The sequence below is a fragment of the Nakamurella alba genome (assembly GCF_009707545.1).
Taxonomy (GTDB): Bacteria; Actinomycetota; Actinomycetes; order Mycobacteriales; family Nakamurellaceae; genus Nakamurella; species Nakamurella alba.
This window is the reverse complement of the sequence record NZ_WLYK01000001.1, coordinates 580,344-601,518: the sequence shown is the minus strand read 5'-3', so window position 1 is coordinate 601,518 and position 21,175 is coordinate 580,344. Positions and strand designations below refer to the sequence as shown.

The following is a 21,175-nucleotide window of genomic DNA, read 5'->3' as shown; positions in this document are numbered from 1 at the left end:
GGGAACGCCCGGTCAGGAGGCGACGAACGCCAGCAGGTCGGCCCGGGTGAGGACGCCGGCGGGCTTGCCGTCGTCGACCACCATGACCGCGTCCCGGCCCTCCAGCGCGTGCCGCAGGGTCGGGATGTCCTCGCCGGACCCGACCAGCGGGAACGCCGGGTCCATGTGTGCGGACACCGCATCGGCCAGCGCTGCCTTGCCGGTGAACAGGGCTTCGAGGAGCGCCCGCTCGGACACCGAGCCGACCACCTCGCCGGCCATCACCGGCGGCTCCGCGGACACCACCGGCATCTGCGAGACCGAGTACTCGTGCAGGATCTCGACCGCGTCGCGGACCGTCTCGGTGGGGTGGGTGTGCACCAGCGAGGGCAGCCGCCCGCTCTTGCCGCGCAGCACGTCGCCGACCGTCGCGGAGCCCTCGTTGGAGACGAAACCGTAGGAGGCCATCCAGGTGTCGGAGAAGATCTTGGACAGGTAGCCGCGGCCGCCGTCCGGCAGCAGCACGACCAGCACGTCGTCCTCGGTCAGCCGCTCGGCGACCGTGAGCGCCGCCGCCACGGCCATCCCGCAGGACCCGCCGACCAGCAGCCCCTCCTCCCGGGCCAGCCGCCGGGTGATCTCGAACGAGTCGGAGTCGGACACCGCGACGATCTCGTCCGCCACGGTGCGGTCGTAGGCATCGGGCCAGAAGTCCTCGCCGACGCCCTCGACCAGGTACGGCCGGCCGGTGCCACCGGAGTAGACCGAGCCCTCGGGATCGGCGCCGATCACCTGCACCCGCCCCTCGGACACTTCCTTGAGGTAGCGGCCGGTGCCGGAGATGGTGCCGCCGGTGCCGACGCCGGCCACGAAATGCGTGACCCGGCCCTCGGTGTCGGCCCAGATCTCGGGTCCGGTGGAGGCGTAGTGGCTGGCCGGGTTCGCCGGGTTGGCGTACTGGTTCGGCTTCCACGCCTTCGGGATCTCGCGCACCAGCCGGTCGGACACCGAGTAGTACGAGTTCGGGTCCTCCGGCGCGACCGCGGTCGGGCAGACGACCACCTCGGCGCCGTACGCGCGCAGCACGTTCCGCTTGTCCTCGGACACCTTGTCCGGGCAGACGAACACGCAGCGGTAGCCGCGCTGCTGCGCCACCAGGGCCAGGCCGACACCGGTGTTGCCGCTGGTGGGCTCGACGATGGTGCCGCCCGGCTGCAGCGCCCCGGATGCCTCGGCCTCGTCGATCATCCGCACCGCGATCCGGTCCTTCACCGACCCGCCCGGGTTCACGTACTCGACCTTCGCCAGGACCAGCGGCCGCAGCCCCCGGGTGAGCGAGTTCAACCGGACCAGCGGGGTGTTCCCGACGAGTTCGACGACGGACTGGGCATAGCGCACGGGGCGGCTCCTCGGGAGTGCGGCTGTCCCGCCAGCCTATCGGCCCGCGGCAGGCGTTCCGGTGACGGACGGCACTGATCAATCGGTTTGCCCACGCAGCGAGGACAGGCGCAGGATGATGAGCAAGACGAAAGGAGTCGGCGGTGCGCGGGGTGCTCTCTGGTCCGGTGAAGGCAGGGCTGATCGGGGTCACGACGGCCGGTGCGGTCGCCGGCATGGCGGGTGCGGCGTTCGCCGCGCTGGTCCGCCAGGGCCGGGTCGCCACGTCCGCCATCGAGCGGTACGCCCTGGACGCCGCCCGCGAGCAGGGGCTGCTGCCGGTCGGCGACCTGCCGCCCGGGTACGCGCCGTCCGACCTCCCGGTGCCGTTCGCCGACGGGGTGTACCTGCCCGGCGCGGCTGAGCCCCTCTCCGAGCCCGTCGCCGCGCCCGTCCCAGAGCCTGTTCCGGTTGCCGACGCGCCGGATGCCTTGACCTTCGCGATGCTCGGCGATTCGACCTCCGTCGGCTACGGCTGCCGCACCGCCGCGGAACTGCCCGGGGTGCTGCTGGCCCGGGGCATCGCCGACGCCACCGGACGGCCGGTCCGGCTGATCAGCCACGGCAAGGTCGGCAGCGGTGCCGACGACCTCGCCGGCCAGGTGGCCCGGACGCTCGCCGACGGCGTCGACGTCGCGGTGATCGTGACCGGCGCCAACGACATCCGGGACAAGGTGTCCCCGTGGCACTCCGCGGACAGGCTGGGCGATGCGGTGGCGGCACTGCGCGCCGAGGGGGTACCGGTGGTCGCCGGATCGTGTCCCGACTTCGGGGTGATCGTGCCGATCCCGCAGCCGCTGCGCAGTGTGCTGCACGGCTGGTCGCACCGGCTCGCCGCGCTCCAGGAGCGGGCCACGGTGGCGTCCGGCGGCCGGGCGGTGTCGATGAGCCGGCTGGTCAGTCCCCACTTCAACGGGCACCCGGAGTTCTTCTCGCCGGACCGCTTCCATCCGTCGGGAACGGGCTACGCGAAGGCCGTGGAGGCGCTGCTGCCGGTCGTGCTCGAGGCCTTGGAGTCGGACGGCCCGGTGGCCGGCGGCGCCGTCGACGGCACCGCGCGGCTGCCCGAGACCGCCTGACGCGGCTCGCGTTCCGGCCGACCCGCCGTCCGCTGCCGGGGTGGTGCACCTGGGTGGCCGGTCGCCGATCGGACCGGGACCCGGTGGTGCCGAGATCCCTTGGAGCAGCCATCCTGTGGTGCCGTGATCCGGATCCGGCCTGGCACGATCAGGCCGTGACACCGAGCCGGGTGGCGAGTGCGTCGGTCAGTCTGCGGATCAGCGCCGGGTCGACACCGGACCGTGCGGCGTCGGCGAACAGCACCTCGAGCTGGTCGACCAGGGCATGCGCCCCGAGGTCCGGCACCGCCGGCACCGGCCGGCACTCCTGCTGCGCCGCCGCGGCGGCCAGGTCGTCCAGCGCGGCCCGGGCGGCCGGGATGCGGTCGCCGTGCTGCCAGGCGGAGACGGGTCGGGCCCGGAGCCGGCGGATCAGACCGCCGGGCTCCGGGCCCGTGAGAGCGTGGGTCACTCGCTGCGCAGGTACCCGAGGAGACGCAGGATCTCCAGGTACAGCCAGACCAGGGTGAGCATCAGGCTGAACGAGAAGTACCAGGCCATCCGGGCGGGGGCGCCGGCGGTGATGGCCTTGTCGATCTGGTCGAAGTCGAGCAGGAACGACAGGGCCGCAACGGCGATGATCACCAGCGAGATCAGGATGGAGAACCCGCCGCCGTTGGACATCGCGTTGTCCGGGGAGAACAGGCTGAAGATCAGCCGGAAGACCACCAGGACCAGCACGCCGATCAGCGCGCCCACCATGAACTTGGTGAACTTCGGCGTCACCTTGATGGCGCCGGTCTTGTAGACGACGAGCATGCCGCCGAACACACCGAGGGTGCCGACCAGCGCCTGCAGGCCGATGCCCTCGTAGCCCGGGATGGACTCGAAGACGCCGGTGATCGCGCCGAGCAGGATGCCCTCGACCGCCGCGTAGCTCAGGATCAGCGCCGGGTTCGTCGACTGCTTGAAGATGATGACCAGCGACAGCACCAGGCCGACGATCAGCGCCGGGATGGCGAGCACCCAGGTGCTGGAGAAGTACATCGTCAGCACGGCGGCGACGATGCCGACGCCGAGCGTGGTCGCGGTCTTGGCAACCACGTCGTCCAGGGTCAGGAAACGCTCGCGCGCGGGCGCCTGCCCGGGCGGCTGGTTGTACATCTGGTGCAGGTAGTCGGCGCTGGGCACCGGCGGGGCCACCGCCCCGGGCCCGGCACCCCTGTTGAGATTCCGGAATGCGGGATTGCTGCTCTGCACGGTGACGCTCCTCGGATGTCTTGTGCTGTTGACCTGTGCTGTGGAACTGGTGCTGTGGAACTGATGCTGTGGAACCGGTGCTGCGTGCGACTCGTTCTGCAAGGGTCCGGCGGTTGCCCACCGATCCTCACACCTGTACGAACGCAGACGCTACGGCGCTAGTTCCCGGCGCGCAGCAAGATCATCAGGACCGCCTCCGGCATCACCCTGGAGCCTGACCTGGGGTGACCCCGACGCTGCCGGCCCTGACGCGGCGGGGTCCTGCCCGGCGTGAACCCGGCACCCGGCGGGTACCGGTCCGTGCAGGACCGACGTCGGGGTGCATCCTGTGCAGCACGACCCCGTCAGCACCTGGCGGGCCGTCGGGGAACAGCTCCATCGAGACCATGGACATCGAGAGATCGGAGACGGCCGTGTCGATCGCCGCCAAGTTGCGCCGGGCACCCCTGCGGGTCGCCAGCGGCGCGTTCATCCTCAACTCGGGCCTGACGAAGCTGAAGGCCGACGAGGAGACCTCGCAGGGTCTGCACGGCTTCGCCACCGGCACCTACCCATTCCTGAAGCGCATCCCGGCGTCGTCCTTCGCCAAGGTGCTCGGCGCCGGCGAGGTACTGGTCGGCGGCATCCTGCTCGCTCCGATGGTGCCGGCCGGGCTTGCCGGCCTGACGCTGGCCGGGTTCGCGTCCGGGCTGCTCGGGCTCTACGTGAAGACCCCGGGCATGCACGACGGGAAGATGCGGCCAACCCAGGCCGGCACCCCGATCGCCAAGGACAGCTGGCTGGTCGCCATCGGCACCGGCTTGGTGCTGGACGCGGTGACGACCCGGGAGAAGAAGGTCGTCAAGGTCAAGGCCGGAAAGGACTGACGCCCCGGGCGGGCCGACCGCCCTGCAGCAGTCCGTCGACGGCGCCGGATCCACGGGTCCGGCGCCGTTGCCGTGCCCGTGTGACGCGCGCGTCACACAGCCGGGCTAGCATCGGTCGTGGGTGGCGGCAGTCGCCGCCCGATGTCCGGAACCGGGAGCGCGCACCGTCGAAGTGCCGGTGCGAGGTGCGACCAGCGTGGCGGTTCCGGCGGGGCCCCGCGGGGGTTCCCGTTCGTCAGGGCAGGGCGGGTTCGGCAGTGGCCGGACCCGTGGTCGGCACAGGAGTTGGCCGGCACCTGCCTCGCCGCCCGCACCCCGGAGGATCCGCCCCGATGGTCGACCTGCCCCTGCTCCCGCACGCCCCCGGCTCCGATCCGGCCGCCCCCGTCGGTCTCGGCTCGCTGCCGGAGGCCAGCCCTTCCTCGCTGCGCCGGGCCCTGCGCCGCGCCCGTGACGGCGTCACCCTCGACGAGACCGAGGCCGGCATCCTGCTGCAGGCCCGCGGCGAACAGCTCGACGAGCTGTGCGCCGTCGCCGCCCGGGTCCGCGACCAGGGCCTGCTGGCCGTCGGCCGGCCCGGCGTCATCACCTACTCCCGCAAGGTCTTCATCCCGCTGACCCGGCTGTGCCGGGACCGGTGTCACTACTGCACCTTCGCCACCACCCCGGGCCGGGTGCACGCCCCGTTCCTGTCCATCGACGAGGTCCTGGAGATCGCCGAGCAGGGCCGGCAGATGGGCTGCAAGGAGGCGTTGTTCACCCTCGGCGACCGGCCGGAGGCGCGCTGGAAGGCGGCCGAGCAGTGGCTGGACGAGGCCGGCTACTCCTCGACCCTGGACTACGTCCGCGCCTGCTCGATCCGGGTACTGGAGGAGACGGGCCTGCTCCCCCACCTCAACCCCGGGGTGATGAGCTGGCAGGAGATGGCACGGCTGAAGCCGGTCTCGCCGTCGATGGGCATGATGCTGGAGACCACCTCGCGCGCGGTCTTCGAGGAGAAGTCCGGCGCCCACTTCGGTTCCCCCGACAAGGATCCCGAGGTCCGGCTGCGGGTGCTCGAGGACGCCGGCCGGTCGTCGATCCCGTTCACCACCGGCATCCTGATCGGCATCGGCGAGACGCTCTCGGACCGCGTCGACTCGATCTTCGCCATCCGCCGCCCGGCCCGCGCCTACCGCGGGATCCAGGAGGTGATCGTGCAGAACTTCCGGGCGAAGCCGGACACCGCCTTCGCCCGCCGGCCGGACGCCGAGCTGGACGAGCTGGTGGCCACGCTCGCCGTCACCAGGATCGTGCTCGGCCCCGGGGTGCGGCTGCAGGCGCCGCCGAACCTCATCGACTCCGAGTACCGGCGGATGATCGACGCCGGGATCGACGACTGGGGCGGGGTCTCACCGCTGACCCCGGACCATGTGAACCCGGAGCGGCCCTGGCCGCAGATCGAGGACCTGGCCGCGCGCACCGCCGAGGCCGGGTTCACGCTCTCCGAGCGGCTCACCATCTACCCGGAGTACGTGCTGGCCGGCGAGCCGTGGCTGGACCCCCGGCTGCGCCCGCACGTCGACGCGCTGGCCGACCCGGCCACCGGTCTGGCGCTGGAGGGCGCGATCCCGCAGGGCCGGCCGTGGCAGGAGCCGGAGGACGTCGTCTCCACCGGACGCACCGATCTGCACACCTCGATCGACACCACCGGCCGCACCGGCGACCGGCGCAGCGACTTCTCCGACGTCTACGGCGACTGGGATGCGTTGCGGGAGCGGATCTCCGCGCCCACCGCGTTCGACGCCGACGTGCTGACCGCGCTGCGCCGGGCCGAGGCCGACCCTGGGTCGCTGGACGGTGACGACGCGCTCGCCCTGATGACCGCGACCGGCGCCGAGCTGGACGCCGTCTGCGCGCTGGCCGACGACCTGCGCAAGGAGGTCAACGGCGAGGACGTCACCTACGTGGTGAACCGGAACATCAACTTCACCAACGTCTGCTACACCGGCTGCCGGTTCTGCGCCTTCGCGCAGCGCCGCACCGATGCCGACGCCTACACCCTGTCGGTCCAGGAGGTCGCCGAGAGGGCCCGCGTGGCTTGGGATCTCGGGGCCACCGAGGTGTGCATGCAGGGCGGCATCCACCCCGACCTGCCGGGCACCGCGTACTTCGACATCGTGCGCGCGGTGAAGGAGGCGGTGCCCGGGATGCACGTGCACGCCTTCTCCCCGATGGAGGTGATGAACGGCGCCACCCGCACCGGGATGTCGATCCGGGACTGGCTGATCGCGGCGAAAGAGGCCGGCCTCGACAGCGTCCCCGGCACGGCGGCGGAGATCCTGGACGACGACGTGCGCTGGCTGCTGACCAAGGGCAAGCTGCCCGCGGACGCCTGGCTCGAGGTGATCACCACCGCGCACCAGGTCGGTCTGCCGTCGTCGGCGACCATGATGTACGGGCACGTGGACACCCCGCAGCACTGGGTGTCGCACCTGGCGCTGCTGCGCCGGACCCAGCGGGAGACCGGCGGTTTCACCGAGTTCGTGCCGCTGCCGTTCATCCACACCAACGCGCCGATCTACCTGGCCGGACTGGCCCGGGCCGGGGCGAGCTTCGACGAGAACCGGGCGGTGCACGCGCTGGCCCGGATCATGCTGCACGGCAGCATCCATCGCATCCAGACCTCCTGGGTGAAGCTGGGTGTCGACGGCACGCAGGCGATGCTGCGCAGCGGTGCCAACGATCTCGGCGGCACCCTGATGGAGGAGACGATCTCCCGGATGGCCGGGTCCTCCTACGGCTCCTACAAGACCGTGCAGGACCTGGAGGAGATCGCCCACGGCATCGGGCGTCCGGCCCGGCAGCGGACCACCACCTACGAGCCGGTGGACGAGGCGCGGCACGCCGCCGCCCGGGCGTTCCAGGGCCTGGCGAAGGTGGAAGGCGCGAAGAAGGAGCGCGGTCAGGCGATCCTGGACGCGGCGGAGCGGACGCCGACGCTGATCGGCGCGAACCTGCTGGGCTGACGGCGGTCCCGCCGTGACGGGTGGGTGGTGGACGACACCACCCACCCGTGGCCGGCTTTCCTCAGCGACCCCGGCCGACCCCGCCCGGTCGGGATCGCTGTCGCTTCAGGTACTCCCGGAGCAGGTACCCGCCGACCAGGACGAAAGGGCCTGCGCCGGCCACGATGTGCCAGAAATGGTTCACCCGGCCACCGGCTGACCGGCGGATGCCTCGGTGCGCGGCAGCGGTACCCCGGCCCAGTTGGTGTCCAGCCCGGGGCTGGGCCGGCCGAGCAGGTAGCCCTGCCCGAGCACCCCGGCCGGCAGCGCCGCGAGTTGCCGTTCGGTCTCGATCCCCTCGACGACACAGGACAGCCCGAGCTCGGCGGCCAGCGCGGCGATCGACCGGACGATGGTGGCACTGGCCTTCTCGTGCGGCATACCGGCGGTGAACGACCGGTCCACCTTGAGCGATGAGATCGGCAGCGTGGCCAGGTAACTCAGGCTGGCGTAACCGGTGCCGAAGTCGTCGATGGCGATGCCGACACCGGCCTCGTGCAGGGTGCCGAGCTGACGCATCCCGGACGACCCGGTCTCCAGCAGGATCGACTCGGTGAGCTCCAGGGTCAGGTCGGAGGGCGAGAGGTCGTGCCGGCGCAGCGAACTCAGCACCAGCTCGGACAGATCGGCCTGCTGCGCCTGCCGGGCGCTGAAGTTGACCGCGAGCTTGGGCGCCGGGCCGTCCGGGTGCGTCCGGTGCCAGACCGCCAGGTCGCCGAGCGAAACCTCCAGCACCGTCGCCCCGAGCGGGGCGATCAGGCCCCGCGCCTCGGCCACCGGGACGAACTGGTCCGGCGGGATGTTCGCGCCGGACGAGTCGATCAGCCGGGCGAGCGCCTCGAACCCGACCAGCCGACCGTCGGTGAGGTCGTACTGCGGCTGGTAGGCGACCGAGAGCCGGGCACCGGTGGCCGGTTCCAGGCCCAGCGCCTCGCGCAGGGCGTGCTCGACCCGGTCCCGGCCGGCGACCTCGGCCCGCAGCGAGTCGTCGAAGATCTCGAACCGGTCCCGGCCGTGCTGCTTGGCCAGGTACATCGCGGCGTCGGCGTCGCGCAGCACGTCGTCGGCGATGGAGTCGCGGCGGGCGAAGGTGAGCCCGACGCTGATCGAGACGGTGAGATCGTGCCCCTCGTAACGGATCGGCAGGCCGACGGCGGCGATCACCCGGCGTGCGACGTTGACCGCGAAGCTCTCCCCGCCGACGCTGACGGTGTCCTCGGCGTCGTCCGGGTCCTCCTCCCGGGCCGCGGCCTCCAGCACGATCACGAACTCGTCACCACCGACCCTCGCCACCGAGTCGCCCTTGCGCAGCGACCGCACCAGCCGCTCGGCGACCTCGCGGAGGACGGCGTCGCCGGCCGCGTGACCGGCGGAGTCGTTGATCCGCTTGAAGTTGTCGAGATCGCAGAACAGCACGGCGACCTCGCCGTCGTCCCGGTCGACACGGGCGATCGCCGAGGCGATGCGGTCGACCAGCAGACTGCGGTTGGGCAGGCCGGTGAGCGGGTCGTGCAGGGCGGCGTGCTGCAGTTGCTGCTCGGCGTTCATCGCATCGGTGATCTCCCGGACGATGGACAGGGACGAGACGACGGCGCCGTGCACGTCCCGGGAGAACGGGGTGGACCGGCGGGACAGCCAGCGCTCGCCGCCGTCGCCGCCGCGCATCCGGTACCGGACGGTGACGCTCTCCCCGTCCGGCAGCTCGAGCACCGCCCGTTCGGCGGCACGGAGGCGACCGACGTCCTCGAGTGCGACCAGATCGTCGAGCCGGTCCTGGGTGTCGGCAGGACCCTCCGTGCTCCAGCTACCGCTGCGGCCGGTGGTCACGATGCCGGTGTCCCCGTCGGCGGGCCAGTCGAGCATGTCCAGCACGCTGCGCGAGCTCCAGGTGATCTCACCCGTGCGCAGGTCGGTGATCATGGTGATGTCGGGGCTGGCGGCCAGCACCGCCTGGTTGAACGCGATCGCCTCGGCCAGCTGTGCCCGCCGCGCCCGGTCCTCGGTCACGTTCTCGGCGAAGACCACACCGCCCGAGATCTCCCGCTTCTCACCGAAAATCGGCTGGATGCGGAGTCGGTAGGTCTTCCGGTCCACCGGGTGGAAGAAGTCGGTGTCGACCGAGTCGCCCGCCAGCACCCGGGCGAACATCGGCTCGACCATCGCGAACACCTCGTCCTGCAGGATGTCCGACAGCAGCCGCCCTTCCAGCGAGCCTTCGACCGGTAGGTCCTCGAGCACCCCCTCGGCCAGCAGCACCCGCATGTCGCGGTCGTAGAGGACCACCGTCGTCTGCGGCAGGGTGGAAGCGAGCTGCCGGTAGCGGGCCTCGCCGACCACGTCGAACATCGACGGGGACCGGAGCAGCACCGAGTAGCGGCTGCGCATGCTGAGGTAGGTGATGCCGACCGCGGCGGCGATCACGTCGATCAAGACGCTCGACCAGCCGTCGAACGAGCTCCGCACGGCGGCGAGCCGGACCGGGTCGTCGTCGACCAGCAGATGCAGCGCGTGGTGGCTGTGGTGGGCGGCGCAGGTGAGGAAGATGCCGGCCGTGGCCAGCGCGAGCAGGTTGGTGCGGATCTGCCCGGTGTGGACCAGTCCGCGCAGGATGGTCAGGCAGATGCCCAGATACGCCAGCGCGGTGATGATGTTGAAGGCAGCCGTCAACTCCCAGCCGCTCATCGCACTCCCCGGTCCACCGTGTGTCTCCATCCGTTCTGCGGTGCCCTCCTGCGGCGGTCACACGGAGGGCCGTCCGGCAGAAGGTGATTGCGGTGGTCAATATGACAGAAACGGCGTCGTACAACTACTCTTCGCAACCGAACCCACCCGTCCGATGCTCCGGGCGTTCGGTGGGCACACAGTTGCCCGAGCAGGTCATCCACAGAGTCGGCGAACGAGTGACGCCCGTCAGGCCGTCGGAGTTCGCTATGGCGCGGTTCGTCTGCCGCCAATCGGATGTGATGCAGCAAACCGGACATGGCGCCACGGCTGGCCGTGGCACAGCGCGCACGGCAGGTGGGTGGCGGCGGTGGACGGGTACCGATCGGGTATGCGACGACTCATCGTCACCGAGAACATGGCCCTCGACGGCATCGTCTCCCCGATGGGGGACTGGTTCGACCCGGCCGCCCAGGACGACGAACTGCTGGCGACCAACCATGAGCACCAGGCGGCCGCGGACGCGCTGGTGCTGGGCCGGCAGACCTTCGAGGAGTTCCAGGGCTTCTGGCCGTTGCAGACCGACGACCGGACCGGGGTGACCGACTACCTTAACGGCGTCGACAAGTACGTCCTGAGTACGACGCTGGAATCCACCTCCTGGCAACGGTCGACGATCCTCCGCGGGCCGGCCGCCGAGGAGCTGGCCGCACTCAAGGACCGGCCCGGTGCGGACATCGTGATCACCGGCAGCGTGACCCTGGTGCAGTCGCTCTGGGACACCGGGCTCGTCGATCTCGTCCGCGTCTTCCTCTACCCCGCCGCGCAGGGCGGCGGGCGGTCCCTCTTCCCCGACGGCACCGGCCCGCGCTTCACCCTCGTCGATTCCAAGGTCCACACTTCCGGCGTGGTGCTGTTGACCTATCAGCCGGCGGGCTGAGCAGAGCGGGCCTGCCCGATAGAGTCGACGGGCCGTCGGCCCCCGTAGCCCAACTGGCAGAGGCGGTCGCCTTAAAAGCGATGTGTTGCGGGTTCGAATCCCGCCGGGGGCACATCGTCGTCATCGGTCGCGCCGCCGGCAACACCGTTCCGGGAACACTCGGGGGCAGACCTTCATCCTGGCGAGCCCGCACGTCCTGAGCGGCGTCGAGGCGCCGCCGACCGTGGAGCAGATCGCCGCATGTGATCCCGGACCCGCCCGAGGATGTCGGCCAGGGTCTCGATGTCCGATCGGGACAGCGGCGCGAACAGCATCTCGTGGACCAGCGCGATGTGGCCGGGAAACACGTCGGCGAGGACGGCACGGCCGGCATCGCTGAGCGTGACCGTGGTGCTGCGCTCGTCGTCCGGCGACTGGGCACGGGTGATCAGTCCCCGCTGCTCGAGCGTCTGGGCCTGATAGGTCAGGCCGCTGCGGCTGTAGACGACCCCGTCGGCCAGATCCGTCATCCGCCGACTGCCGGCCGGGCTGTCACCCAAGGTGGCGAGCAGTTGGAACTGCACATAGGTGAGCTCCCCCGCCACGCGGAGCTGTTGCTCGACAGCGTGTTTCAACAGACTGCTGGCCTCGATCAGGGCTAGGTAGCCGGACAATTGCACGGCGTCCAACGGGGGCGGGGTCGTCATTCACCGAATCTATCAGTGCTACTAACTCGAAGTATTTGCTTCTGATTCGAAGCACGCGTACGGTCGCAACCAGTCGCTTCGAATCCGAAGCACTTAACGGAGGAGCACACCATGAAGGCAGTCCGGTTCCATCGCACAGGCGGACCCGAGGTCCTTCGCTACGAAGAGGTCGACCGGCCGATCTCCGGCGCGGGACAGGTGCTCGTCCGGGTCGCCGGTGCGGCCTACAACCCGGCCGACGGCGGACTGCGCGGCGGTTTCTTGCCGATCCCGATCACGCTGCCGCACACACCGGGCTACGACGTGTCCGGCACGGTCGAGGTTCTCGGGGACGGCGTCAACTCCCTGGCGATCGGCGACCGGGTCGTCGGGTTCCTTCCGATGACCGAGAACGGCGCGGCCGCCGAGTTCGTCGTCGCGCCGGCGGAGGCCCTGGTGGTGGCGCCCACCCGTGTCGCTCTTGAGGATGCCGCCGGCCTGCCCTCGGTCGGTCTCACCGCACACCAGGCCCTGTTCGAGGTGGGCAGGTTGTCTGCGGGTCAGCGGATCCTGATCAACGGCGCCGGTGGTCCGGTCGGCGGCTATGCGGTGCAGTTGGCGAAGGGCGCCGGCGCGCAGGTGATCGCCACGGCCAGCCCGCGCAGCCGGGACACCGTCGCCGCCGCCGGTGCGGACGAGATCATCGACCACACCGAGACTTCCGTGCTCGACGCGGTGCCCGAACAGGTCGATGTCCTACTCAACCTGGCCCCCATCGACGAGCAGGGGTTCGCTGCGATGGTCGCCCTGGTCCGGGACGGCGGTGTGGTGGTGTCGACCACCCCGAGGGTGGCCACGCCCGGGGACGCTTCGAGAGGCGTGAGGGCGGCGACCGTGTACGTCCACCCCGACCGGTCGGTACTCACGCAACTGGTCGACCTGGTCGACAACGATGCGCTGCACATCGACATCGCACAGCGCGTCCCGCTGGCCGAACTGTCGAGGATCCACGAGCTGGCCGAGACCGGTGGTGTCCACGGCAAGATCATCGCCGTCCCGTCGACCGTTTGAGGCGTGACGTCGGCCGTGCCCGGCCTTGTCGATGGCCGGGCAGGCTACGGTCCCAAGGAAGCAGCCGCGTCCCCGGCCATCGCGGACCGTAGATGAAACGACCCGTTGCTCACGGACCTGCAGCCGTCCAGTTCGATCGACACCGCCACGGGTGCGGCGTTGTCGTAGCGCAGGATCACCACGGCCAGTGCACCGGTCGCCGCTGGACAATTGCTCACCCCACCCTGCGTGCCACCGATTCCCGGGCCACGTAGGGCATCGACCAGTGCGACGCGCTCGGCGGTCCCCAGCTCGCGGGCGAAGGCAAGTTCGCCGGAACGGGACCACGACCTGTTCGCCGGGTCGCCGGCCGGAACGTTCGCAGCGATCGGATTGTCGAGCACATCACCGGCGTTCAGTCCGAAGTACCGGCACAGCAGGACACTTGACGGTTCGTCGGGGACGACGGACTCGTCCACACCGGCATGATCCTGCGGAAACGTCGCACGGTCCGGGACCGACGCCGGGCACTGCTGCCACGACGACCACGGATCGCCGGCTGGGTCCACGGTCCGCGGTCCCCCTCCGACGGTGATCCAGACGACCCCGGCTCCCAGCAGGACGACCACGAAGGCGAGCGCAGGCATCCAGCGACGTCGGCCCGGTCGGACGTCCACCTGCGGAACGCCGGAGAAGGCGGGACGCCGCACAGGTGACGCTCCGGCCGGCGACCGATCGGCAGCCGATCCGGCGGCAGTCTCCCGGGACCGGATCCGACCGCTCATCGTTCCTCCTGCATGAAATGGGACGCCTGCACGCGTAGGACGCCGACACGGAACCCGCCTCGGGCGACAGGACATTCCTACTCCCGGCGCCGTCATCGCACACGATGGAACCGGCACGCGGTAGAACTGTGCGCTTGCGGTCCGATGGGGCCTCGGCCGGTCAGCGGCCGGTGGCGCCGTCGATCTGCTCGCGCAGGATGTCCGCGTGGCCGGCGTGCCGACCGGTCTCCTCGATCATGTGCGCAAGCGCCCATCGCACACTCGGCGGCTGCTTCCCCGGCGCCGATGCCGGGAGCGGTGCGGCAAGGTCGGTGCAGGAGTCGAGGACGGAGTTGGCCCGGTCGACGACGTCCCGGTAGCGCGCAACGACGTCGTCGACGCTGTCGTCGTCGGACGCTTGGAAGGTCGCCGGCCAGTCGGTGACGTCCTCGCCGAGGAAGAGCCAGCGCTCGACGTTCGTCAGGTGGTGCAGCAGCCCGAGGACGTTCGTGCCGGACGGCACCCCCGCGGTCCGCACGGCCGGCTCCGGTGCCCCCTCGACCTTCTGGGCGACGGAGTTCCGCAGGTAGTCGAGAAAGCCGCGCAGCACGTCACTTTCGGAGCTACCTGTACGAGGAGGTGGGGTGTCACGGCGGCGTCGGCGAGCAGGCTGGGGCACGATGCGATCGTACGTGGCCGACCTCATCCGCCGTCCCGCCCTCCGGCTCAGCGGACGACTGCGACCTTCACCGATGAACCCGTGGAGCGGACGACATTCGGGCTACTGGGCAGGAAGTCGGCGCGGATGGTGTGGGCGCCGACCGAAAGGTTCGCCGGCAGCACGAACCTGGCTGTCCCGGACGTGACCGCCACGGCTCCCAGCCGGGTGGCACCGTCCCAGAACACAGCGGTCCCGGTGACCGCCGCGGGCGTGTCGTACGCGGTCGTCGCCGTGACGGTGACCCGGGCCGGGCCCCCGTACCGCTGCGTCGTGGCCGATGCAGTGGTCGTGGTGCGCGAGGTGACCTTCTGCACCTCCACCGTGAAGGCCTCGCTGGTCACTCCCTTCACCGTGGGATCTCCGGTCAGGTGGCGAGCCGTGATCCGGTGGAATCCGACCGGAAGGCTCGCCGGCACCCGGAACTGTGCCTTTCCGTTGACCACCGGCGCGGTCAACAGCTTCTTGCCGTTCTCCTCGAACACGATCGTGCCGGCGGCGGTACGTCCGCTGGACCAGACGGCCGTAGCGGTGAGCAGCACCGGATCCGAACCCGAGTAGACCTGCGACGACCGACCGGTGATCTGCACCGCTGAGGCCGCTCGGAACACCGGGAACGGGATCTCGGTGGTGCCGGTCAGCGATTGCTGTCCGCCTGTCGGCACGAACACGGCCGAGAGAAGGCCGAGACACATCGGCATCTTGGACGGCAGGGTGAAGAACGCCTTCCTGTCGGCGACCTGAGCTGTGCCCAGCAGGAGTCTCCCCTGCGGGCAGAGGTACTCGAACCGGACCGATCCGTCGGCAGTCGTCCCGTTGTAGGCAAAGATCTCTGCGACCACCTGCGCCGGCGCCGCAGCGTTGTAGACCTGTGCCGGCGCCGACAGTGTCAACCTGGTGATGGTGTCCTGCTGGATGGTGGCAGGAAGGAGCCGTCCGGCAGGCGCGGTCACGTGGCCTGCGCGGTCGAACACCCGGAACTCGACGTCCTGGCTGTAGGGCTTGCCAGGGACCGGAGCGGCATAGGGAAGCCACGGGCCGCCGTTGATCCGGTACTCCGCGCGACCCACTCCCGAGGTCTCGTCGGCCGCGACGAACCCCATGAGCAATCCCTCCTGCCACACCTCCATCGTCGGCGCGACCGTGTCGACGGCGGTGGTCAGGATGCCGCGAGTGTTGTCGACCGGCACTCCCTCGACAGCGGCCCGGTACTCCAGCGCGTGCACCCCTTCGCCCATCGGCACGCCGGCCGGCGGGGACGCCGTCCACGAGCCGTCGTCCAAGCGGTACTCCACGTCGGCCGTCGCACCCTCGGGGAGGAGGAACCGGACACCGGGTTGTGTGACGTACCAACCGTTCTCACCGTTAGGCGGACCACCACCGACGAGGGCCGTGATCGTCGGGAACACCCAGTCGGGATCCCCTGGGACCGGCACCGCTGCTCCGGCAGCAGGCGCGGTGGCGATCTGCAGTCCCCCTGCGAGCGCCAGCGAGAGCGCGAGTCCGAGCGCGCGCGATCGCGAGGATCGTCGACGGGAGCACTTCATTGTTGGTTCCCCTCCGTGGCATGTGACGGCGAAGGCACGAATCGCCCCTTGACCACAGGTATACCCGGTTCGTCACGATTGAAAGCACCGGGGTCGTGCATCCCATTGCTCAGCGCGGTCGGCGGCCCTGCATATCCGATCGTCCGGCGACTGGGGCTCACGTTCCGGAATCGGCTGCTCACCAGACGTTGTCGCCTTCTCCCGTTCATTTCGATGGGCGTGGTCCAGCGATACCGAATTGGATCGGATCACTGTCAGGCCGGAGAGTGAATTGACAGGAGTCGAGTCAAGCCGATCAACAGTCGCTATTGACCAGGGCGTTTGAGTGCGGTAAAGCGACCGGGATCCTGCACAGAGGTGTTCCGAGCGGGAACCTGCGGACGGCAGGCCCTACATGCCTGTCACCGGTGCTCCCGACAACCTGTGGAACTCTGTCGGCCCGCGGCGTCGGCGGACGAGGTAGGCATGTGTGCCGGCTACTCGACACCAGGCAGGGTCGCCGCCGTCTCGGTTCGTGGACTGCATGCCGTGGACGCCAGCCGCAATGCGATCGCCCGACTGACTCGGCAAGCCTGCACAGGATCTGCCCGTCAGGAGAAGATGATCGAGCCGTCGCCGCGGATCTCCATCGAGAACCAGTCGGAGCGCAGTGGCGCGGTTCTGCCGTCCGGGAAACGCATGTCAACCAGAACGAGGACGATCGCCGCCCGGTACGTTCCCGGGGCCAGCGTGCCCGGCCTCTCTCCGGCTCCCTGTTCCTCGGTGGGGCAGGGGCCGCCCATCAGATACTCGACCTCGGCGAATCGATGCGCGGACCCGGCGGGGATCTCGATCGGCGGGATCAGGCCCGGGACCTCGACCGCCTGGTTGATCCTCCTGCCCGATCCGGGATCGACAACGGCCAGACCGTTCGTTCCGCTGAGGCCCACGGTCATGTCGGCCGAGGTGCTGTTCGTCAGCGACGGTGCACCGTCCTCGACGTCCGTCCCGATCCCGAGGTCGGCGGCCGGTTGCAGGCCGGCGATGTCGTCCCCGCAGTCGCGGCCGTCTAACTGGTCCGTCGATGAGTCCGTCGGCGGTGACGATGCGACGGAGGCCGGGTCGACGGTCACCGACCCGTCGGCCGCCACGGCGATCCGGAAGTAGTCGGATCGCACCGCGGCCAGCGTCTGCGCGTCGAACCTGACCGATGCCAGCACGGACACCAGAACCGTTGCCCGGTAGCTGCCCTCGGGAAGAGCTGCAGGTGCGGCGTCGCACGCGACGACGTCGGCCTTCGACAGGTCCAAGGCCACCGGCGTCCCTGGGGTGAGCCGGGTCGGCCCCGAACCAACCAGCACGGCCGACGTGCGGTTGATCCGCCGCCCCTCGTCGTCGACGACGACGATGTCGACCACGGGCTCGAGGCGCACCACGAGCGACCGGTCGGTCGTGACTGCGATGCCGCCGCCCCCGGCCGGCTCGAGGGAGAGACCGGTGCCGGCAAATGTCGGCCGGACCTCGACATCGCTGCCGCAGTCGGATCCCGACGGCACCGGGCCGAGTAAGGGCTGGTGCCCGGCCGTCGCCGCCGTGTCGGTCGGCGTTGCCGTCAGGGTGGCGGTGCTGGTGGGCGTACCCACGGCGGGTGCGGTCGCGGAGCCATCGGATCCGTTCTGGCGTAGCAGTACCAGGGTCCCGGCCACGACGACGGCCACTGCGGCGGCTGCGAGTGCCGGGATCAGCCATCCGGGCCGGGGCGCCGCGCGCGGGACGTCCCGGATCGCCGGCCCACGCGGAGGTTCCGGATCATCGGCAACGAGCAGTGACCGGGAGAGCGCGTACTCGAAGGCAGTGCGGCGGTCAGGTCGTTCCGGTCTGGGCATCCTCGTCCTCCTTCGTTGCGGCGTGGTGCCCGTTCCTGAGCAGGGCGAGCGATCTGGCGGCGATGCTCCGCACGGTCGCCCGGTCGATGCCGAGGATCGCGGCGATCTGCGGATCAGGTAGATCCTCGTAATAACGGAGCACTACCACTGCTCGCTGCCGTGGCGACAGCCGCTCCAGGGCGCCGAGCAGGGTGAGCCGGTCGACGACCTCATCGGCAAGGTGACCCGATGCCGCCCGCCCGGCTACGGCGGACGTCGTGTCGACCACCCGCTCGGTCGACGCCAGGACCCGGTGCCGGTCGATGTGCAGATTCGTGAGCACCCGGCGCGCGTACGGATACAGCCCGCCGATCTGTCGGCGCAGGCGCCCGCGCCGGAGCAGAACGAGCACCGTCGACTGCACCAGGTCCTGGGCCGCGTGGTGCTCGCCCGTCAGGCGATAGGCGAGTTGGTGGAGATGGTCGCCGTGCACGCGGATCAACTCGACCACGTCCCCATTGCTCATCACCACCCCCTGGATCGCCTGCCCTTTACCGTTCAGACGGATCGAACCACCCGATCTGTGCCGGGTTCGCAGGAATCGTGTCAACGAAATCGGCGGCTGCTCCGTCTTGATGGTGAGGGAGGGAGGTGAGGGTGGAGGCCCAGCACGTGCGTGCGCTGTTCGACTCGCAGTGGCAGCGGACGGTCGCGCTCGCCGGTCAGCTGCGCGCGGCGGACCCGGAGGACGTCGCGGCCGAGGCCTTCGCCCGGCTCTACTCCAAGCGTGGGTCGGTGCGGACCACCGACGCCGCGGTCGGCTACCTCCGCACCACGGTGATCAACCTCGTCCGTGACCGTGCGCGCCGACAGCAGCTGGACGCCCGCGAGCGGTCGCGGGCCGCTCCCCCGATCGCCGAGGTGGTGGACCGGGACCCGGCCGTCATCGAGGCGGTCGGTGCACTTCCCGAACGCCAGCGCGAGGCCGTGGTGCTCCGCATCTGGCTCGACCTGTCCGAACGCGATGCGGCGGCCGCCATGGGCGTGTCCGCCGGTTCGGTGAAGACCCATCTGTCCCGGGCGCTGGCCGCGCTCCGCCCCGTTCTGGAAGGAGACCGACATGTCCGATGACCTCGAGACCCGGCTCCGCACCGCGCTCGACGAGCACGGCGACACTTTCAGCAGCGACCTCCGGTGGGACGACATCCTGCGTCGGTCGTCGAAGCGATCGCCGAGGCGCTGGATGATCCCGCTGATGGCCGCGGCGGCAGTAATCGTGGTGGTGGCCGTGACCATCGGCGTCACCCGCAGCGGCGGTGACTCGGATGTGGCGAGCAGCGGGAGCAACCGGTGGACCGTGGCATCCGATGCGCCAGGCCTGCCCGGTACGGGAGTTTTCCCGGGGAACCCTTGGGACGAGGGAGTCAACGACAGCTCAGTTCTCGCTGCGTGGGCCCTCCACTCGGATCAGCTGGTGGTGATCACCTTCGGCAGCAGCAGTTGCCCGGAGCTCGTGCGGGGGATCAGCCAGACGGCACCGGGCGAGCTCACACTCGACACCGAGACCGTGCCAGACGGAAATGCGTGCACTGCCGATCTCTCACCACACACGACCTTGATCGATCCGCCACCGAACATCGGACCGGCAGTACCACTCACCATCGTCGTCGGCGATCAGCGGATCGACGTGCCGGCCCGGGCAGATGGATCTGGATCGATCATCTCCGAGGGTCTGGGTTTTCCTGAGCCGGGCTCCGTTCCAACCGGGATGCCCATGTCGTTCACGGATCCCTCGGCCGCCAAGGATGTTTCGATCGAATGGTCGACCAAGGACGGCGCTCTTGTCGTCGTCACCTTCGGCAGCGGTACCTGCCCCGAGCTGGTCCTGCAGATCACGCAGACCGGGGACAACGAGGTCACTCTCATCATCGGAAATCGGTACCAGGTCGCGCCAACACCGACGTCCTACTCCTGCACCGCTGACCGGGTTCCCTACACCACGATCATTCAGCCCCCAGCCGGAATCGACGCCGAAAGGCCGCTGGCAGTGGTGTGGGACAACGAAAGAATCACGCTGCCGGCCAAGACTTCGTCGCCCGCGACCGGTTCGGTCATCAGCCAGGGACTCAACAACTCCGACCCTTCCCTACCCGAGCAGACCAACTTCGTCGGAGCCGGGCCGGATGCCATCGCAGTGGCCTGGTCGCCGACTGCAGACGTCTTGATCCTCACCACCAGAGGCAGCAGCAGCACAACGGCGGGTTGTCTGCAGACGGTCGCCCGGGTCGAACTCACTGATGCTGACACCATCACGATGATTCTCGATCGGGAGGTATTCGCCTCCACCGCATCCGCGCCACCGACCTGCCGCGCCGACCTCGCCAGCACCACCGCTGTCATCGATCCGCCGCTTGGGGTGACGCCGGACAGGGCCTACACGGTCATCGTCGGGGGAAATCGGGCGCAACTCCTCCCCCGAGCCGGCGGCACGCCGACCGCCGTTCCCACGACTCCCACACGGCCTCCTGGAACGGTCCCCACACGGCCCACGGGAGCGGTGGTCGGCGGCGACGGTCTGTCCCCCGTCGGCCCGGTGGTCACCACCGACATCTGGGGCGAGCCAATCAAGAAGGTCGCCTCCGTCTCCTGGGCCGCAGAAGGCGACTTCCTTCTGGTCGAGTCCTTGGGTAGCGGTAGCTGCCCCAACCCTGTGACGAAGGTCGAGGATCTCGGCGATTCCCGGGTGTTCATCCTGGTGGAGGCGTACCACGGCCCCGAGATGTGCACGGCGGATCTGTCTCCGACGCCGTATCTGCTGGCACTGCCGCCGGGATTCACATCCGACCAGACACTCAACCTTCTGGTCGGCAACCAGGAAGTCTTCCTACCTGCCAGGGAACCCGGCTCGTCGGCGACGCCCAGAGCCACAGGATCCGTCCTTCCGGAAGAAACGGATCCAGAATCCTCCGCGACGACCGTCTCCACCGACGTCGAAGGCAGCCCGATCAGGTTGGTCGACTCGATCTCCTGGGCTGCGGAAGGAGATCTGCTGGTGCTGAGGACGTCCGCCACTGGGAACTGTTTCAAGAGCGTCACGAGCGTGGAAGATCTCGGCGATGCGAGGGTGTCCATCCTGGTGCAGGCTTCCTCGTACTTCGGTACGTGCAACGACAACTTCGTCAGTCGCCCGATACTGATCGCGCTGCCACCTGGATTCACGGCCGACCGACCACTTGAACTGCTCGTGAACAACCAACACGTCCTGCTGCCGGCCCGACCCTGACCCGACTGCACAATCCGGCTCGCTGGTGACATCACCTATTCGGAGGCGCAGAGTGT

18 protein-coding genes and 1 tRNA gene are annotated in these 21,175 nt (G+C 69.8%); 8 read left to right on the top strand and 11 right to left on the bottom strand.

What is annotated here, in order from left to right; translation table 11 throughout:
• Positions 1 to 12: 12 nt before the first annotated feature.
• Entirely contained in the window at positions 13 to 1,377 is a 1,365-nt protein-coding gene (locus GIS00_RS02600; protein WP_322097386.1) for a cystathionine beta-synthase, read from the bottom strand.
• 143 nt (positions 1,378 to 1,520) lie between these two features.
• On the opposite strand from GIS00_RS02600, the gene GIS00_RS02595 reads away from it, so the two are divergent.
• Positions 1,521 to 2,495, top strand: a complete 975-nt coding sequence (locus GIS00_RS02595) for an SGNH/GDSL hydrolase family protein (protein WP_154766825.1) — start codon at positions 1,521 to 1,523, stop codon at positions 2,493 to 2,495.
• Positions 2,496 to 2,643: 148 nt separating this feature from the next.
• Here GIS00_RS02595 and GIS00_RS02590 read toward each other — a convergent pair whose 3' ends face one another.
• Entirely contained in the window at positions 2,644 to 2,946 is a 303-nt protein-coding gene (locus GIS00_RS02590; RefSeq protein WP_154766824.1) for a hypothetical protein, read from the bottom strand.
• Positions 2,943 to 3,734 carry a Bax inhibitor-1/YccA family protein gene (locus GIS00_RS02585; RefSeq protein ID WP_322097385.1) on the bottom strand — a complete coding sequence of 264 codons (792 nt, stop codon included), beginning with the start codon at positions 3,732 to 3,734 and terminating at the stop codon, positions 2,943 to 2,945. Before GIS00_RS02585 ends, GIS00_RS02590 begins: the two co-directional genes overlap by 4 nt.
• Positions 3,735 to 4,120: 386 nt before the next feature.
• Here GIS00_RS02585 and GIS00_RS02580 point away from each other — a divergent pair, with 386 nt between their 5' ends.
• A complete protein-coding gene (locus tag GIS00_RS02580; protein WP_154766823.1) occupies positions 4,121 to 4,600 on the top strand; it encodes a hypothetical protein in 480 nt (159 codons plus the stop codon).
• A gap of 332 nt (positions 4,601 to 4,932) precedes the next feature.
• A complete protein-coding gene (locus GIS00_RS02575) occupies positions 4,933 to 7,608 on the top strand; it encodes a bifunctional FO biosynthesis protein CofGH (RefSeq protein ID WP_154766822.1) in 2,676 nt (891 codons plus the stop codon).
• Between the two features lie 61 nt (positions 7,609 to 7,669).
• Here the strand turns inward: GIS00_RS02575 and GIS00_RS28260 are convergent, their stop codons facing one another.
• On the bottom strand, positions 7,670 to 7,792 hold the full coding sequence (locus GIS00_RS28260) for a hypothetical protein (protein WP_255454593.1): 123 nt from the start codon (positions 7,790 to 7,792) through the stop codon (positions 7,670 to 7,672).
• The gene (locus tag GIS00_RS02570; protein WP_196073089.1) at positions 7,789 to 10,329 is read right to left on the bottom strand and encodes a putative bifunctional diguanylate cyclase/phosphodiesterase; all 2,541 of its coding nucleotides are present in this window, start codon (positions 10,327 to 10,329) and stop codon (positions 7,789 to 7,791) included. The genes GIS00_RS28260 and GIS00_RS02570 overlap by 4 nt, the downstream gene beginning before the upstream one ends.
• Positions 10,330 to 10,699: 370 nt before the next feature.
• On the opposite strand from GIS00_RS02570, the gene GIS00_RS02565 reads away from it, so the two are divergent.
• Together GIS00_RS02565 and GIS00_RS02560 are read left to right on the top strand one after the other, a co-directional pair.
• On the top strand, positions 10,700 to 11,248 hold the full coding sequence (locus tag GIS00_RS02565; protein ID WP_154766820.1) for a dihydrofolate reductase family protein: 549 nt from the start codon (positions 10,700 to 10,702) through the stop codon (positions 11,246 to 11,248).
• Positions 11,249 to 11,286: 38 nt separating this feature from the next.
• Positions 11,287 to 11,360: transfer RNA gene (locus tag GIS00_RS02560), tRNA-Leu, on the top strand.
• Between the two features lie 61 nt (positions 11,361 to 11,421).
• Here GIS00_RS02560 and GIS00_RS02555 read toward each other — a convergent pair.
• Positions 11,422 to 11,934 (bottom strand): MarR family winged helix-turn-helix transcriptional regulator, encoded by a 513-nt coding sequence (locus tag GIS00_RS02555; RefSeq protein WP_154766819.1) that lies wholly within the window; start codon positions 11,932 to 11,934, stop codon positions 11,422 to 11,424.
• Positions 11,935 to 12,045: 111 nt separating this feature from the next.
• Between GIS00_RS02555 and GIS00_RS02550 the strand changes: the two genes are divergently transcribed.
• Entirely contained in the window at positions 12,046 to 12,984 is a 939-nt protein-coding gene (locus GIS00_RS02550) for an NADP-dependent oxidoreductase (protein WP_154766818.1), read from the top strand.
• A gap of 44 nt (positions 12,985 to 13,028) precedes the next feature.
• On the opposite strand, the gene GIS00_RS02545 is transcribed toward GIS00_RS02550, so the two are convergent.
• From GIS00_RS02545 to GIS00_RS02525, 5 genes are all read right to left on the bottom strand, one after another.
• Positions 13,029 to 13,442 carry a hypothetical protein gene (locus tag GIS00_RS02545; RefSeq protein ID WP_154766817.1) on the bottom strand — a complete coding sequence of 138 codons (414 nt, stop codon included), beginning with the start codon at positions 13,440 to 13,442 and terminating at the stop codon, positions 13,029 to 13,031.
• Between the two features lie 466 nt (positions 13,443 to 13,908).
• Positions 13,909 to 14,433, bottom strand: a complete 525-nt coding sequence (locus GIS00_RS02540) for a DinB family protein (protein ID WP_154766816.1) — start codon at positions 14,431 to 14,433, stop codon at positions 13,909 to 13,911.
• Positions 14,434 to 14,453: 20 nt separating this feature from the next.
• Positions 14,454 to 15,740: an Ig-like domain-containing protein gene (locus tag GIS00_RS28765; protein WP_154766815.1), complete on the bottom strand. Its 1,287-nt coding sequence runs from the start codon at positions 15,738 to 15,740 to the stop codon at positions 14,454 to 14,456.
• Between the two features lie 842 nt (positions 15,741 to 16,582).
• Positions 16,583 to 17,857, bottom strand: a complete 1,275-nt coding sequence (locus tag GIS00_RS02530; RefSeq protein ID WP_154766814.1) for a hypothetical protein — start codon at positions 17,855 to 17,857, stop codon at positions 16,583 to 16,585.
• Complete coding sequence (locus GIS00_RS02525; RefSeq protein WP_196073087.1) at positions 17,835 to 18,347, bottom strand: sigma-70 family RNA polymerase sigma factor; 513 nt, start codon at positions 18,345 to 18,347, stop codon at positions 17,835 to 17,837. Before GIS00_RS02525 ends, GIS00_RS02530 begins: the two co-directional genes overlap by 23 nt.
• Positions 18,348 to 18,493: 146 nt before the next feature.
• Here GIS00_RS02525 and GIS00_RS02520 point away from each other — a divergent pair, with 146 nt between their 5' ends.
• Entirely contained in the window at positions 18,494 to 18,967 is a 474-nt protein-coding gene (locus GIS00_RS02520; RefSeq protein WP_154766812.1) for a sigma-70 family RNA polymerase sigma factor, read from the top strand.
• Positions 18,957 to 21,119, top strand: coding sequence for a hypothetical protein (locus GIS00_RS02515; protein WP_154766811.1), 2,163 nt, complete (start codon positions 18,957 to 18,959; stop codon positions 21,117 to 21,119). Before GIS00_RS02520 ends, GIS00_RS02515 begins: the two co-directional genes overlap by 11 nt.
• The last annotated feature ends 56 nt before the right edge of the window (positions 21,120 to 21,175 follow it).

Excerpts from the sequence above, each read along its gene's own strand:
- GIS00_RS02580 (WP_154766823.1), top strand. The coding sequence starts at position 4,121 with ATGGACATCGAGAGATCGGAGACGGCCGTGTCGATCGCCGCCAAGTTG.
- GIS00_RS02575 (WP_154766822.1), top strand. The coding sequence starts at position 4,933 with ATGGTCGACCTGCCCCTGCTCCCGCACGCCCCCGGCTCCGATCCGGCC.
- GIS00_RS02570 (WP_196073089.1), bottom strand. The coding sequence starts at position 10,329 with ATGAGCGGCTGGGAGTTGACGGCTGCCTTCAACATCATCACCGCGCTG.
- GIS00_RS02565 (WP_154766820.1), top strand. The coding sequence starts at position 10,700 with ATGCGACGACTCATCGTCACCGAGAACATGGCCCTCGACGGCATCGTC.
- GIS00_RS02555 (WP_154766819.1), bottom strand. The coding sequence starts at position 11,934 with ATGACGACCCCGCCCCCGTTGGACGCCGTGCAATTGTCCGGCTACCTA.
- GIS00_RS02550 (WP_154766818.1), top strand. The coding sequence starts at position 12,046 with ATGAAGGCAGTCCGGTTCCATCGCACAGGCGGACCCGAGGTCCTTCGC.
- GIS00_RS02540 (WP_154766816.1), bottom strand. The coding sequence starts at position 14,433 with ATGAGGTCGGCCACGTACGATCGCATCGTGCCCCAGCCTGCTCGCCGA.
- GIS00_RS02530 (WP_154766814.1), bottom strand. The coding sequence starts at position 17,857 with ATGCCCAGACCGGAACGACCTGACCGCCGCACTGCCTTCGAGTACGCG.
- GIS00_RS02515 (WP_154766811.1), top strand. The coding sequence starts at position 18,957 with ATGTCCGATGACCTCGAGACCCGGCTCCGCACCGCGCTCGACGAGCAC.